Source organism: Pseudomonas sp. RA_15y_Pfl1_P11 (assembly GCF_963970975.1).
GTDB lineage: Bacteria > Pseudomonadota > Gammaproteobacteria > Pseudomonadales > Pseudomonadaceae > Aquipseudomonas > Aquipseudomonas tritici.
This window is the reverse complement of sequence record NZ_CAXAOY010000020.1, coordinates 18,588-32,837: the sequence shown is the minus strand read 5'-3', so window position 1 is coordinate 32,837 and position 14,250 is coordinate 18,588. Positions and strand designations below refer to the sequence as shown.

General features: G+C 60.1%; 12 protein-coding genes and 1 pseudogene. 8 read left to right on the top strand and 5 right to left on the bottom strand.

What is annotated here, in order from left to right; translation table 11 throughout:
- Positions 1-2: 2 nt before the first annotated feature.
- From AACY44_RS22470 to AACY44_RS22460, 3 genes are read right to left on the bottom strand one after another with little or no spacing between them, the layout of a single operon-like run.
- Positions 3-731 carry a sulfotransferase-like domain-containing protein gene (locus tag AACY44_RS22470; protein ID WP_339421097.1) on the bottom strand — a complete coding sequence of 243 codons (729 nt, stop codon included), beginning with the start codon at positions 729-731 and terminating at the stop codon, positions 3-5.
- Positions 728-1,951, bottom strand: coding sequence for a transaldolase family protein (locus tag AACY44_RS22465; RefSeq protein ID WP_339421099.1), 1,224 nt, complete (start codon positions 1,949-1,951; stop codon positions 728-730). The genes AACY44_RS22470 and AACY44_RS22465 overlap by 4 nt, the downstream gene beginning before the upstream one ends.
- A 25-nt stretch (positions 1,952-1,976) precedes the next feature.
- Positions 1,977-2,681, bottom strand: a complete 705-nt coding sequence (locus AACY44_RS22460; protein ID WP_339439450.1) for an HAD family hydrolase — start codon at positions 2,679-2,681, stop codon at positions 1,977-1,979.
- 254 nt (positions 2,682-2,935) lie between these two features.
- Between AACY44_RS22460 and AACY44_RS22455 the strand changes: the two genes are divergently transcribed.
- The 3 genes from AACY44_RS22455 (at position 2,936) to AACY44_RS22445 (ending at position 6,574) form a co-directional block, all read left to right on the top strand.
- Positions 2,936-3,736: a glucose 1-dehydrogenase gene (locus tag AACY44_RS22455; protein ID WP_339421102.1), complete on the top strand. Its 801-nt coding sequence runs from the start codon at positions 2,936-2,938 to the stop codon at positions 3,734-3,736.
- Complete coding sequence (locus tag AACY44_RS22450) at positions 3,729-5,552, top strand: glycoside hydrolase family 15 protein (protein ID WP_339421103.1); 1,824 nt, start codon at positions 3,729-3,731, stop codon at positions 5,550-5,552. Before AACY44_RS22455 ends, AACY44_RS22450 begins: the two co-directional genes overlap by 8 nt.
- Positions 5,553-5,674: 122 nt before the next feature.
- Entirely contained in the window at positions 5,675-6,574 is a 900-nt protein-coding gene (locus tag AACY44_RS22445) for an alpha/beta fold hydrolase (RefSeq protein ID WP_339421104.1), read from the top strand.
- On the opposite strand, the gene AACY44_RS22440 is transcribed toward AACY44_RS22445, so the two are convergent.
- Entirely contained in the window at positions 6,571-7,539 is a 969-nt protein-coding gene (locus AACY44_RS22440) for a GlxA family transcriptional regulator (protein WP_339421106.1), read from the bottom strand. The genes AACY44_RS22445 and AACY44_RS22440 overlap by 4 nt on opposite strands.
- 90 nt (positions 7,540-7,629) lie before the next feature.
- Between AACY44_RS22440 and inhA the strand changes: the two genes are divergently transcribed.
- On the top strand, positions 7,630-8,310 hold the full coding sequence (inhA, locus tag AACY44_RS22435) for an isonitrile hydratase (RefSeq protein ID WP_339531086.1): 681 nt from the start codon (positions 7,630-7,632) through the stop codon (positions 8,308-8,310).
- Between the two features lie 14 nt (positions 8,311-8,324).
- Here the strand turns inward: inhA and AACY44_RS22430 are convergent.
- A pseudogene (locus AACY44_RS22430) lies at positions 8,325-8,953 on the bottom strand (LysE family translocator).
- 669 nt (positions 8,954-9,622) lie between these two features.
- Here AACY44_RS22430 and AACY44_RS22425 point away from each other — a divergent pair.
- Genes AACY44_RS22425 through AACY44_RS22410 form a run of 4 tightly spaced genes read left to right on the top strand, consistent with a single transcriptional unit; the run spans position 9,623 to position 14,241 of the window.
- Positions 9,623-11,062, top strand: coding sequence for an undecaprenyl-phosphate glucose phosphotransferase (locus AACY44_RS22425; RefSeq protein ID WP_339421110.1), 1,440 nt, complete (start codon positions 9,623-9,625; stop codon positions 11,060-11,062).
- Complete coding sequence (locus tag AACY44_RS22420; RefSeq protein WP_339428137.1) at positions 11,062-12,522, top strand: mannose-1-phosphate guanylyltransferase/mannose-6-phosphate isomerase; 1,461 nt, start codon at positions 11,062-11,064, stop codon at positions 12,520-12,522. The genes AACY44_RS22425 and AACY44_RS22420 overlap by 1 nt, the downstream gene beginning before the upstream one ends.
- Position 12,523: 1 nt before the next feature.
- Positions 12,524-13,435 (top strand): glycosyltransferase family 2 protein, encoded by a 912-nt coding sequence (locus AACY44_RS22415; protein ID WP_339428136.1) that lies wholly within the window; start codon positions 12,524-12,526, stop codon positions 13,433-13,435.
- 29 nt (positions 13,436-13,464) lie between these two features.
- The gene (locus AACY44_RS22410; protein ID WP_339421116.1) at positions 13,465-14,241 is read left to right on the top strand and encodes a polysaccharide biosynthesis/export family protein; all 777 of its coding nucleotides are present in this window, start codon (positions 13,465-13,467) and stop codon (positions 14,239-14,241) included.
- Positions 14,242-14,250: the final 9 nt, after the last annotated feature.

The window sequence follows — 14,250 nt, the reverse complement described above, 5'->3', positions numbered from 1 at the left end:
CCTTATCGGCAAAATTCATTCATGCGCGCGTAAAACGTCCGGTGGTACTCATACATTTCCTTTAACTTCGAATGTCGGTCGAACGCCTCGATGTCAATGTGCTGCTCGTGCGGCGGAACAATACGCTCGCTGTTTTCCGCCGCCACATGCCAACGCCGCCAGGTGTTCCATTGTTGTGGACACGCTCGCTTCCACGTCATGGCGTGCGGCAAGAACTCAATACCCAAGTGATCACATAACTGGCGAATCACCCGCTCCGGTTCGGCGGCCAAATCATCTGCATTGATCACGTAAGGCACGTTGCCGGTGAGTTTAGTGACCACGCAGAATATGTCGTAGAGCGCTTTATGCCCGATGGCCTGCAACGGCATATCGGGGTGGACCCGATGATGAGAAATAATGCTGCTGGCAGGTTCGCGAATAAGAAAGATATTGTCCTGTTGCGCCAGAAAGCCGACATCAACTTTCAAATCATCCAAACAGTGGTAACACATATCTTTATGAAAAACGTTAGTGCGTTCGCGCGCAGTGACTAAGTGTTCTTTTATGCCTTGGTAAGTGGTGGGGAAACTGTGATCCCACTCATCCGAAGGGATCGCCGATTCCTCTGAAAACGCCATATGCGCAAAGGGCTCGTGAAAGACCTCGAAATCCCCTCGCTCGATAAACACGCGCTCCAATACGGTGGAGCGCGAACGTGGGTGGGCCCACAATCCGATCATCCGGTTCATGCGATCACCCCGAATTCGGCGGCCAGCAGCGCGTTGAGCGCGCGTTTGAAAAGTTTGGTCACCGGGCACAACCGTACGCAGTAGTCCGCCAGGCGTCGGTGCGCGCTGTTGGCTTCATTGCAGGCGTTGATAAACGCCTCGTGGTTGCCAAAGTCGTACGGCTCGATGCTGTCGATGAAATAGGCTTCGTAGAAATACGGGATGCGGATCAGCTTGGCGAAGGTCGACGCAGGCGGCTTCTGAGGGCCCACCGCAGGCATTACCGGCTTGCCGTGGCTCTCGCGCTCGATCAGAAACTCCACCACCTCCGGCGTCAGCGTGTAGCACGTCGCCGTCTGTCCGGTTTTTTCCAAGTGCCAGCAGTGTTTGTTGCCACGCTCGTCCACGTCGACTTTTATGCTGGAGAGCAAGGTTTTGACCGGCACGGTCGAGGCCGCGACCAGCGCCTGCACCTGCTCGTAGATCATCAATTCGGCCCAGCGCAGCTCCTCGGCACTCAAGACCAGGCCACGCTCCGCCGCCTGCAAGGTGAATTCGGGCTGGCAGGCGAAACGCCCGATCATGAAGGTGATGACGTACTTGCAGCGACGGGTGTCGAGCCCGTTGCTGTGTGCAGTCGCCATGCCGCGCTCGATGGCTTGGATACCGGCCTGGAACTGCGCCACCGTGAAGCAGAAGGTGATATTCACCGACGCGCCCAGGGCTACCAGCTGTTCGACAGTCGCCAGCCCCTCCAGGCTGCCAGGCACCTTGACCATCACGTTCGGTGCGAGGCAATGCAGTTCCAGGCCCCTGGCGGTCATGCGCTCGGTGCATCGCACATCCACCGGGTCTACCTGGGCGGAAATCCAGCCCTCGACCTGCGCCGACTGAACCCACAGCGGCGTGAGCGTCGCGGCGCCTTCGAGGATGACTTCGTTGTACAACTGCTTGCGCAACTCCCTGGGAGACAGGCTCGCGAGATTGAAACGCGATGACCAATACTCGCGCTTTTCGAGGATAACGGCCGTCACCAACCGCGGGTTGGTGGTCACGCTGCACACGCCCCTGGGCTGGGAGATATCATCCGGCATCAACGCATCTATATAAGGCGTCGCCGCCGGGTACTTTTCCAGCAGGTGCAGTTTATAAGGCAGGTACACGGCAGGCGATGAATCCCACCACACTTCTGAAGTGTGATCGTTGCGTTTAAGCCGTTCTACGTAACCACGTGTATTCACGACGCCTCCTCCCTGAGTAATAAGATCAATTAAAAACGGCCAACATTTCACGTATATCGGCAATCGGCAGTGCACCAGCAGCCACTAACTGCGGATGCCGATGCGCAGGGCCAAAACCCAGGACACGTAGATGGGCGGCAACAGCAGCCTGAATACCGGTAACACTGTCTTCAACAACCAATGCATCACTCACGTCAATACCGTAAGTGTCGCACGCTGTCAGAAACACCAAGGGGTCAGGTTTCCAACGGCCCAACTCATAACAGCTGAATATTCGCCCTTCGAAATAAGAGAACAGCCCGGTGAGGCGCAGACAGTGTTCTATCTTGTCACGTGGCGCACTGGACGCCACGCAAAAGGGAACCGTCAGCGCTTGCAGTACTTCAATCACGCCTTCAGTGGCTTTTAAACTTTTTGTCAGTGCGTCCAATGCCTGCTTGCGAAAGTGCTGTTCAAACTGACTGTTTAGACGAATATTTAAAAGCTGTTCCGCTTCGCGTAAACATTCAACGATCTTGCGCCCACGGAAGTGCTCGATAAAACGTGTGACATCCAGCATCGCGTCGTCCGGCACTAATGCATTTAGCCGCGCAATCAACACCGACAGGGTTATTTCTTCGCTTTGGACAAGCACACCGTCGCAATCAAAGATAACTAACTTAGGCACACCCACTAAGGCCGCGGCTGTTTCCTGAACGGGCAGTTCCCCTGTATCGGCCAAGCGGCACATAGATATCTCTTATCGCTGGCCCCGCGATGACTTCCGAACTACCAACGGAGCGGGTTGAGGTGTGCCTATAAAACACGGGGCGAAAAATCCTGTCAAACGCTTTTGAACGGTTTTTTAGTATCTTATGGTTATTTTTTATAGTTCTGTTATTCCATTTTTCACCATGGTTGTAGTCGCTCATTTCACACGGGTGAACTTCCCTTGCGCGCTATCAGTCAGCTACTTGAACTCACGAATTTAGGGCTGGGTGAGCAATGCGTATTTCGTTGGAACAACAAGTGGCACTGGTGACAGGCGCCAGTTCGGGCATCGGTGCCGGCGCGGCCAAGGCTCTGGCACAGGCCGGAGCGGCCGTGGTGCTGAATTACAACACCCAGGCGGCGCCCGCCGAATCCCTCGCCGCGCAGATCAATGCCAGCGGCGGCCGGGCGATTGCGATCGGCGCCGACGTGTCTAAAGAAGCGGACGTGGAGCGGCTGTTTGCCCAGACGCTGGATGCCTTCGGCCACCTGGACATCCTGGTAGCCAATTCCGGCATGCAAAAGGACGCCAACCTGGTCGACATGAGCCTCGACGACTGGAATGCAGTGATCGGCGTCAACCTCACCGGCCAGTTTCTGTGTGCGCGGGCGGCTGTGCGGATCTTCAATCGCCAGGGCGTGCGCGAGGGTGTGTCGCGGGCGGCAGGCAAAATCATCCACATGAGCTCGGTGCACCAGTTGATCCCCTGGGCCGGGCATGTGAATTACGCGGCGTCCAAAGGTGGCGTGGAAATGCTGATGCGCACACTCGCCCAGGAGGTCAGCGAACAGCGCATCCGCATCAATGGCATTGCGCCCGGCGCGATTCGTACGGCGATCAACCGTGCGACCACTGAAGGCGCCGCAGAGAAGGAACTGCTGAAGCTGATTCCCTATGGCCGCGTCGGCGATGTAGAAGATGTAGCCAGCGCCGTGGTGTGGCTGGCCAGTGATGCTTCCGACTACGTCGTGGGCAGCACGCTCTTTATCGATGGCGGCATGAGCCTTTATCCGGAGTTTCGTGGAAATGGTTGATCAGAACGAGCAACAAAGCGCCATCGATGCCCACGGCATCATCGGCGATATGCGCAGTGCGGCCCTGGTAAACGATAAAGGCAGCATCGACTTCTTTTGCTGGCCGGAATTCGACAGCCCGTCGATCTTCTGCTCGCTGCTGGACACCCCCGACGCCGGCATTTTCCAACTCGCGCCGGACCTGCCCAACGCGCGGCGCGAACAAATTTACCTGCCCGACACCAACGTGCTGCAAACCCGCTGGCTCAGCGACGAAGCCGTGGTGGAGATCACTGATCTGCTGGTCATCAGCGAAGAAATCGAAGACCTGCCGCTGCTGATCCGCCGAGTGCGCGTGGTCAGTGGCAAGGCCACCCTTCATCTGCGTTGCGCGGTGCGCCACGACTACGCGCGTACGCCTACCCACGCCAGCCTCGACAACGGCAAGGTGTGCTTCAGCGCCGACGGCCAACCTGGCCTGCGCCTGGCCAGCAGCCAGCCGTTGCAGATCAAGGACGGCGAAGCCGTGGCCAGTTTTACCCTGGACCAGGAAGAAGGTGCCGAGTTCGTCTTGGGCGGCCAGGAGGATGAACGCGTCGACGGCGGCTGCACCGACCTGGCGCTGGCCCACACCTTGAAGTTCTGGCGCGGCTGGATCGCGCAGTCGAACTACCGTGGCCGCTGGCGCGAAATGGTCAACCGCTCGGCCCTCGCGCTCAAGCTTTTGACCTCGCGCAAACACGGCGCAATCATCGCCGCTGCCACCTTCGGCCTGCCGGAAACGCCGGGTGGCGAACGTAACTGGGACTACCGCTACACCTGGATCCGCGACGCCTCGTTCACCGTCTACGCCTTTATGCGCCTGGGGTTTGTCGAAGAAGCCAACGCTTACATGAGCTGGCTCAAAGGACGCGTCAGTGACTGCTGCGGCCAGCCGACCAAAATCAATATTCTCTACGGCATCGATGGTCGCCAGGAGCTGCCGGAAGCCCAACTGGACCACTTCAGCGGCCACGGCGGCGCCAAGCCGGTGCGCATTGGCAACGAGGCGTTCGACCAGATTCAGCTCGACATCTACGGCGAACTGATGGACGCGGTGTACCTGGTCAACAAGTACGGCGAAGCCATCTCTCATGAGGGCTGGAAACATACGGTAGAAGTCACCGATCAGGTCTGCGAGATCTGGAACACCAAAGACGTAGGCATCTGGGAAATGCGCGGCGAGCAGCATCACTTCCTGCACTCGCGACTGATGTGCTGGGTCGCGCTGGACCGCGCCATCCGCCTGGCGTCCAAGCGTTCGCTGCCGGCGCCTTTTGCACGTTGGGACCAGACCCGCCAAGCGATCTATGCCGACATCTGGAGCAACTTCTGGAACGAGGAACGCGGACATTTTGTGCAGCATATCGGCAGCACCGCGCTCGACGGTTCGATGCTACTGATGCCGTTGGTGCGCTTCGTCGCGGCGACCGATCCACGCTGGCTCTCAACGCTGGAAGCCATCCAGAAAAGCCTGGTGCGCGACGGCATGGTCTACCGCTATCGCAACGACGACAGCCAGATCGACGGCCTGCAAGGCACCGAAGGCGCATTTGCGGCCTGCTCGTTCTGGTACGTCGAATGCCTGGCCCGCGCCGGGCAAGTGGAAAAGGCCCACCTGGAATTCGAACAACTGCTGCGCTACGCCAACCCGCTGGGGCTGTACGCAGAAGAGTTCGACAGCCAGGCCCGCCACTTGGGCAATACGCCGCAGGCCTTGAGCCACTTGGCGTTGATCAGCGCAGCGACGTTCCTGGACCGTAAACTCAGCGGGGAAAAAACCACCTGGCAACCCTGAGGTCGCCGAGCGGCGCTGACCTCGGGCCACACACGTCAGCCCATTACCTTAAATTCCACCCCTTCCGTTCACGGCTTTCGGCTAGAGTTCCAGCACCTCTGGCCAGCCGATGAACGCTCACCATGACCACCAATGCCCCGCTGCTTTACATCCGTACTTCCATGCTCGATGTGGCGTATGAAGCCCACGGCCCCGCTGACGGAAAACCTGTAATCCTGCTGCACGGTTTCCCCTACGACCCTCGCGCCTATGACGCGATAGCGCCGGTACTGGCCGGGCATGGCTTGCGAGTGCTGGTGCCGTACCTGCGCGGTTACGGTCCGACGCGTTTTATCAACGAACACGTCATGCGCTCCGGACAGCAGGCGGCATTGGCCAAGGACCTGCTGGACTTCATGGATGCGCTGGGCATCCCACAGGCGACCCTCGCCGGCTACGACTGGGGTGGACGTGCCGCGTGTATCGTCGCGGCGCTGTGGCCCGAGCGCGTCAGTGGATTGGTGACCGGTGACGGCTACAACATCCAGGACATCGCCAAGTCGCTGGCGCCACAGGCACCCGAGACGGAACATCGCTTGTGGTACCAGTACTACTTTCATACCCAGCGCGGTGTCGACGGCTTGACCGCCAACCGCCGCGAACTCTGCGAACTGCTGTGGTCACTGTGGTCGCCGTCCTGGACCGAAGGACCGGGGCTGTATGAGCAGACGGCGCCGTCGTTTGATAACCCGGACTTTGTCGAGGTGGTGATCCATTCCTATCGCCACCGTTTCATGTATGCGCCTGGCGACCCCGCACTCGAAGCCATCGAGCAGGCCCTGATGTTGCAGCCGGCGATTTCGGTGCCGAGCATTTCGTTGTGCGGTGCCGATGACGGGGTGGGCCCGCCCCCCGAAGAGGATGATGACGTGGCGCATTTCAGTGGGTTTTACCGGCGCCAGGTGTTGCCCGGCGTGGGCCACAACATCCCTCAGGAAGCGCCGCACGCCACGCTTGATGCGCTGCTGGAATTGCTCGCCTAAGTCACCGGCGCGAAGCGTTCACGATAAGCCTGGGGCGTTACCGACAAGGCACGAAGAAAGCTGCGGCGCAGGGTTTCCTCGCAGCCAAACCCGCACTGCACGGCAATGCGTTTGATCGACGCCGTGCTGTCGGCCAGTTGCCGGCGCGCGGTTTCGACGCGGATCAATTCGACGGCACGCGCCGGGGTCTGACCCGTCTCGGCGCGATAGTGGCGTACAAAGCTGCGTTCACTCATGCCGGCCTGGGCGGCCAGTGTCGGGATGTTCAAATCCAGGGTAAGGTTTTCGGCCATCCAGGCGTGGAGGTCCGCGAAACGGCTGCCCTCTTTTTGCAGGGAGAGGGTTACGCTGAATTGCGACTGGCCACCGGGGCGCTTAAGGAATACCACCAGGTGCCGCGCCACTTCCAGGGCCACGGCGCGGCCCAGGTCTTGTTCCACCAACGCCAGGCACAGGTCAATGCCAGCGGTGACGCCGGCAGAGGTCCAGACGGCGCCCTGCTGGATAAAGATCGGGTTGGATTCCACCGTCAACGAGGGGAACTGGCGCGCCAACTCTTCGCAACGCGTCCAGTGGGTAGCCACGCGGCAGCCGTCGAGCATGCCGCTGGCGGCCAGCAGGAACGCACCGGTACACACCGAAGTCATGCGTCGGGTGTGCTTGGCTTTCTCACGCACCCAACCCACCAGGGCCGGGTCTTCGGCAGCGCCGTACACGCCCCAACCGCCTGCGATCACCAGTGTGTCGCACGGTGCATCGACGGTAGGCAGCGGCTCGGCCACCAATGCCAGGCCAGCGGAGGTCATCACCGGCGGCGTTTGCGCGGCGATCACCGAGACGGCGTAAGGCAAGGGTTCGCCACGCTGGCGCGCCAGGTCATTGGTAGAGGCAAATACCTGCAACGGCCCGGTCACATCAAGCACCTGGGCATTATCAAAAGCGAGGACATGGACGATTCTGGGCATGATTGGCGTGATTCGTGGGCTCAATGGCGTATTCGCCAAAGCCTAGGCCTCTAGAGTGAAGCCGTCCACCCTTTTGACGGAGCGCTATTCATGACCTTGCAGATCGGCTTTGTGTTGTTCCCCGGTATCCAACAACTGGATCTGACCGGCCCCTATGACGCACTCGGTTCGCTGCCGGACGTGAAGTTGCACCTGGTGTGGAAAGACCTGCAACCGGTCACCTCGAGCACCGGCCTGGTGTTCACCCCGACCATGACTTATGCCGACTGCCCGCGCCTGGATGTGGTCTGCGTACCGGGCGGCTCCGGCGTCGGCGCGTTGATGGAAGACCCGCTCACCCTGGACTTCCTCAAGGCCCAGGCGCAAACCGCACGCTATGTGACCTCGGTGTGCACCGGCTCGCTGGTACTGGGCGCGGCGGGTTTGCTGCGCGGGCGCAGGGCAACGACTCACTGGGCTTACCACGACCTGCTCGCCCCGCTCGGCGCGACCCCGGTGCAAGAGCGCGTGGTGCGTGATGGCAACCTGTTCACCGGTGGCGGCATCACCGCCGGCATCGACTTCGCCCTGACCCTGGCGGCCGAGTTGTACAGCGACGCGGCGGCGCAACTGGTGCAGTTGCAGATTGAATATGCGCCAGCGCCACCGTTCGACGCAGGCCGACCGGACACTGCGCCCAAGCACGTGTTGGAGGAAGCCAACAAGCGCACGGCCGAATCGCGCAGAGTTCGCGGCGAGATCGTCGCACGCGCAGCTGCACGCCTGGGCTGACATCGTGCGTTGAATCAGCTTGGGCGAGACATCAGCGCCAGGCGCACGGCCAGCACCATCAGCACCGTCGCCAAACCCCATTTCTGTAGCCAGGCGCCTTTTGAGCGCCTGGCGAAGAATCGGCTCAGCGCACCACCAAAAATGCCCAGCACCGCATGAAACACCCCAGCGATTAACGTCAGCACGCCCCCGAGCACCATCAACTGCACGGCAATTGCCCCCCCTGCGGCCGTATAAACTGCGGCAAAAACACCACGAAAAACAGCAATGCCTTGGGGTTGAGCAGGCTGTTGAACATGGCCTGCAGAAACACTCGTCCAAGGGGCACGCGATTGACCTGGGCCGCGCCCAGCCCTGGATTTTTCTGCAACGTCTTGACCACCAGCCACAGCAGGTAGACCACTCCCGCATAGCGGATCAAATCGAAGGATGGCGGCCAACTGGCGACCAACGCCGTCACCCCCGTGGCGGTCAATGCGGTCAGCAACAGGTCGGCCACGCTGATACCCAAGGCTGATGCCACTCCCCCGCGCCAGCCATGAGTCACGCCGTGGCTGATCACAAAGGCCATGTTCGGCCCAGGCGATAACAGCAGCAACAGCACAGCACCCGAAAAAACCGCCAGGGTTGCAAGGTCAATCATGCTCAAGCCATCCACCGGAAAAGCCTGCAGACTAATCGGCGTACCGTGTGCGAACAAAAAATTGTGATGGATACATTGTTTCTGGTAATCGCGAATGGCCGCACGCTCGTGGTGTGAATACCCGCTGGACACCGCACTGTCGAAATGGAACGTAGGCGTAGCTTCTGCGGCAATTTCCAGGGTGAACCGCGTCATTTTTTTGATTAGTTTGAAAGGTAACTTCTGAGCGGGCGCAAACCCGATGGGCAGGGCACTTAGTGCGCCCTGCCACCTCTCTTTTGTCCCTCTTTCCCAGCGCACTGCAAAAAAGCTTTTTCCTTAAAGCAGGAAAAATTCCTTATTTGTTCCTACACTCAAAAACATACCCAATCACCCAGTGCCCAGACAAGGAATGTCAATAAAATGCCACTAAAAATAATGATAGAACTCTCTAGTATGGGGGCCTCGCACAACAGTCAACTTATTGACTAAGCAAATAAAGGGAAAACGCCTTTAGTCACTACCCCGCAAAATCAATTCAAATGAATCGCTGTGTTTGGAGGGTGCATTTGAATTGGAAAGTTGCGTATTACCCAGTGCAGTCAGTTCGAGCTGAACGCTAAAGCGGCCCGCTGCTTTATTGAGCGAACAGTCGAACAGTGCCGCTTGGCGTGCAATGAGGGATGGTTTATGCGAGAGAAGTCGTCAGTCGACAGCTTGTTTTTAACGCGTGCTGGTTTTGTTGAATTCTTTGTTGTCTTCGTCAAATTGATCCACGGCCTGTCGGCCATTTTGCCTCCACTGGTCCTGGTGCTTTTCCTCGACCCGATTGACCCTGAACTGCGCGCTCATTTCGTGGGCATGTTGGTGTTTTTCGCGGTCCTGACCATTATTCTCTTTCAGGCCCTGGGCATATATTCCGAAGAATTGTTCAGCAACCGGCTGCGCTTGAAAACCAAGATCAAAGCCTGGTCGGCGGCGTTTTGCATTCTGTTGTTCATGTACCAGATCCTGCACATGTTCCCGCAATTAACCCCGCGTAACCTGGCGACGTGGTACGTCGCCAGCCTGACGTTGTTCTGCCTGGAGCGCCTGGTGATGTTGCGCCTTTATCGCAGGCTGATGCGGGCTGGCAAATACCTGCAACGCACGGTGATCCTGGGCTTTACCGACACCGCTGTGCACGTCGCCGATCACCTGCAGCGCCACGGCGATATCCGTTCCGGCCTGGTCGGTTTTATCGACGACCGCACCGAGCGCATTCCCAAGGAGCTGAGCAAGCTGCCCCTGCTGGGCAATACCCGCGACCTCGAAAAACTGATCCGTGCCGAGCAGGTCAACCAAGTGATGATCTGCCTGCCCTGGGCCGCCGAGCAGCGCATCCACGGCTTGGTCAACCGCCTGCGGCAGCTGTCGGTGAACGTCATGCTGGTGCCGGACATGGCGGCCCTGCGCTACGGCCACAGCAAAATCACCGATGTGGGCGGCATCCTAATGTTCAACACCTCGCAGTTGCCATTGCGCGGCTGGTCGCCAGTGATCAAGCGCTGTGAGGATTTCCTGCTGGCCAGCCTGGCGTTGGTGTGCCTGTCACCGCTGATGGTGGCGACAGCGATTGCGATCAAGCTCGACTCCAAGGGCCCAGTGCTGTTTCGCCAGAACCGCTATGGCTACAACGACAACGAAATCCGCGTGTTCAAGTTCCGCTCGATGTACACCGACCAGAGCGACTTCACCGCCGAGCGCCAAACGACGCGCACAGACCCGCGCATCACGCGCGTGGGCCGCATCATCCGCAAGACCAGCATTGACGAGCTGCCGCAACTGTTCAATGTGCTGCTGGGAAACATGTCCATGGTCGGCCCGCGCCCGCACGCCACGGCGACCAAGGCGGCGGGCGTGCCCTTCGAAGTGGCGGTCAGCGAATACAGCTCGCGTCACCGAGTCAAGCCCGGTATCACCGGCTGGGCGCAGATCAACGGTTACCGGGGGGAGACCGACACCCTGTTCAAGATCCAGAAACGCGTCGAGTACGACCTGGAGTACATCTCCAAGTGGTCGGTGTGGTTTGACCTGTACATCGTCTTCATGACGATCCCGGCCGTCCTTTCCACCAAGGAAGTCTATTGATGAACACCCTCAACGGATTGATTCCCTGCATCATTTCCGGTGGTTCGGGCACCCGGCTGTGGCCGGTGTCCCGGCAGAACATGCCCAAGCCGTTCATGCGCATGCGCGATGGCATAAGCCTGCTGCAGAAAACCTTTCAGCGGGCGGCCAAACTGCCCGGCGTGGAAAGCGTGTTGACGGTGACCAACCGCGACCTGCTGTTCCGCACCCTGGATGACTACCGCCTGGTCAACAAGGCTCACCTGCCCCTGGACCTGCTTCTGGAGCCGTTCGGGCGTAATACGGCAGCGGCAATTGCGGTGGCGGCGTTGCACGTACAGGAACATTTTGGCGGCGACGCGCAGTTGTTGGTCATGCCCGCCGACCATTTGATCCTCAATGAAGTGGCGTTTGCCGAGGCCGTGACCCAGGCCCGCGACCTGGCCGAAGCCGGTTACCTGGTGACGTTTGGTATCCAGCCGGATCACCCGGAAACCGGCTTTGGCTACATTGAACAGGGTGAGCCGCTGAGCACGGGCAACCGGGTCAAACGCTTCGTCGAAAAACCCGACCTGGTCACCGCCCAGGGCTATCTCGACGGCGGCAAGCACCTGTGGAACGCCGGCATGTTCTGCTTCAAGGCCAGCACCCTGGTGGACGAACTCGCCACCCATGCGCCCGACGTGCTGGAAGCCGCCCGCACCGCGCTGGACCATAGCCAGAGCCTGCAAAACAAAACCTCGCGCCAGTGTGAGCTGGACTCGGAGGCCTTCGGCAGCGCGCCAGATATTTCCATCGACGTGGCCTTGATGGAAAAGTCCAAGCAAGTCGCCGTGGTGCCCTGCGACATCGGCTGGAGCGATATCGGCTCGTGGGAAGCCCTGCGCCAGCTCACCCCCAGCGACGCGCATGGCAACCAGGTCAATGGCGAAGCGATTTTGCATGACGTGCACAACTGCTACATCGACTCGCCCAAGCGCGTACTCGGCGCGGTAGGCGTGCGCGACCTGATTATCGTCGACACGCCCGACGCGCTGCTGATCGCCGACGCCCACCGTAGCCAGGATGTGCGCTACATCGTCGCCGAACTCAAGCGCCAGAACCATCCGGCGTACAGCCTGCACCGCACCGTCACCCGGCCGTGGGGTACCTACACCGTGCTGGAGGAAAGCAGCCGCTTCAAGATCAAACGCATCGTGGTCAAGCCGCAGGCGTCGCTGTCACTGCAGATGCACCACCACCGCAGCGAACACTGGGTGGTGGTCAGCGGCGCAGCGCAGATCACCAACGGCGAGCGCGAATTCCTGATCAACGCCAACGAGTCCACCTACATCCCCGCCGGGAATAAACACCGGCTGACCAACCCCGGCATTATCGACCTGGTGATGATCGAGGTGCAGAGCGGCGAGTACCTGGGCGAAGACGACATCGTGCGCTTCGACGACATCTACGGGCGCGCCCCGGCTGAAGTGAAAAAATGACATGCGTACGTCTCTGATCATCCCGACCCGTAACGCCTCCAGCCACTTGGCACGCCTGCTGCCGGCGCTGGAGATGCAAACCCTGCAACCTGACGAGTTGCTGGTGGTGGACAGCGCGTCCAGCGACGACACCGTGGCGCGCTTTCGCGCGTTCGGTGCACGGGTTGAGGTGATCGACGCGCGTGATTTCAACCATGGCGGTACGCGGCGCTGGGCCAGCGAACAGGTGGGCGGTGAGGCGCTGATCGTGATGACCCAGGACGCGATCCCCGCCACCCCCGAGACCTTCGCCAACCTGCTCGCCGAATTGCAGCAGGACCCGCTCAATGGCGTGGCCTACGGGCGCCAGCTGCCTCACCCCGATGCCGGTGTGTTGGGCGCGCAATCGCGGCACTTCAACTATCCGGAACAGAGCCGCAGCAAAAGCCTGGCCGATGCAGCGGAATTAGGGATCAAGACCTGCTTCAGCTCCGACTCGTTTTCCGTGTACCGGCGCAGCGTGCTGGAGGCGGTGGGCGGTTTCCCGGCAGACGTGATCGGCAGCGAAGACGCCTTCGTGGCCGCACGCATGCTGCTCGAAGGCTACAAGGTGCGCTACGCCGCCACGGCGCTGGTGCACCACTCCCACGATTACAGACTCATGGATGAGTTTCACCGCTACTTCGACATTGGCGTGTTCTACGGCCGCGAGCCGTGGATCAAGCAGGCCTTTGGCGATGCGGGTGGCGAAGGCAAGCGCTATGTGCTGGCTGAACTCAGGGCCTTGCGCAAGGCCCGAGCCTTGCACCGCATTCCCGAAGTGCTGGTACGCAGCGCGTTCAAATTGCTCGGCTACCGGCTGGGCCATCTGGAGCGCCGTCTCCCCCTCTCCCTAAAGCGGCGCATCAGCATGTTTCCCGGTTATTGGAGGTGAGCATCATGACCTACAGGAAGTCCCCCTTGATGAAACGAACCCTGCTCGTGCTCGCCCTGCTGACTGCGGCAGGCTGTAACACGCCTGCGCGCATTGTGCCGCCGGACGGCAAGACCGTCGAAGAAGGCAAGCGCGCCCTCGAGCAGCTTGCACAGCTACCGCCGGCGATGGAACGTATCCGCATCGGCGACCAGCTGCGCATCGTGCGCGATGCCGGTGAGATGCCGACGCTGTCAGCGTTCAACGTCAGCACCATCTATGAGCTGACGCTGTACACAGTGCAGACCGACGGCAAGATCAACTACCCGTTCCTGGGGCCGATCCAAGTGGCCGGGCGCCAGCCTTCGGAATTGGCCACGGAGCTGACCACCAAGCTCGCGCCGATCTACCGCGAACCGCGCGTGACCGTAAACATCAACCAGGCACCGGCCAGCTCGATCATCGTCGGCGGCGCGGTGAACAACCCGACGGCAGTGCAGATTGCCACGGCCAACACCCTTGAGCAGGCAATCATCGGTGCCGGCGGGGTCAGCCCGGCGGGCAATGCCAGCATGGTCGCCCTGCTGCGTGAAGACGCACAGGGTGCCTATCGCGCCTACTTCCTGGACTTCAGCCAACTGCTCAAGACCGGCCCCAACGGGCGCAAGCCTGTTCGCCTGCAACGCGGCGATGTGGTGTTCGTGCCCAAATCCAACGTGGGCGAGCGCATCCAAGGGGTGGATACCTACCTGAACCAACTGATCCCCTTCACCAAGTCCATTGGGGTTGGCTACAACTACACACGAACCAGCGGCGGCAGTAACTAAAGGAGCGAC

Excerpts from the sequence above, each read along its gene's own strand:
- AACY44_RS22450 (WP_339421103.1), top strand. The coding sequence starts at position 3,729 with ATGGTTGATCAGAACGAGCAACAAAGCGCCATCGATGCCCACGGCATC.
- AACY44_RS22410 (WP_339421116.1), top strand. The coding sequence starts at position 13,465 with ATGAAACGAACCCTGCTCGTGCTCGCCCTGCTGACTGCGGCAGGCTGT.
- AACY44_RS22415 (WP_339428136.1), top strand. The coding sequence starts at position 12,524 with ATGCGTACGTCTCTGATCATCCCGACCCGTAACGCCTCCAGCCACTTG.
- AACY44_RS22420 (WP_339428137.1), top strand. The coding sequence starts at position 11,062 with ATGAACACCCTCAACGGATTGATTCCCTGCATCATTTCCGGTGGTTCG.
- AACY44_RS22460 (WP_339439450.1), bottom strand. The coding sequence starts at position 2,681 with ATGTGCCGCTTGGCCGATACAGGGGAACTGCCCGTTCAGGAAACAGCC.
- AACY44_RS22470 (WP_339421097.1), bottom strand. The coding sequence starts at position 731 with ATGAACCGGATGATCGGATTGTGGGCCCACCCACGTTCGCGCTCCACC.
- AACY44_RS22440 (WP_339421106.1), bottom strand. The coding sequence starts at position 7,539 with ATGCCCAGAATCGTCCATGTCCTCGCTTTTGATAATGCCCAGGTGCTT.
- AACY44_RS22455 (WP_339421102.1), top strand. The coding sequence starts at position 2,936 with ATGCGTATTTCGTTGGAACAACAAGTGGCACTGGTGACAGGCGCCAGT.
- inhA (WP_339531086.1), top strand. The coding sequence starts at position 7,630 with ATGACCTTGCAGATCGGCTTTGTGTTGTTCCCCGGTATCCAACAACTG.
- AACY44_RS22425 (WP_339421110.1), top strand. The coding sequence starts at position 9,623 with ATGCGAGAGAAGTCGTCAGTCGACAGCTTGTTTTTAACGCGTGCTGGT.
- AACY44_RS22445 (WP_339421104.1), top strand. The coding sequence starts at position 5,675 with ATGACCACCAATGCCCCGCTGCTTTACATCCGTACTTCCATGCTCGAT.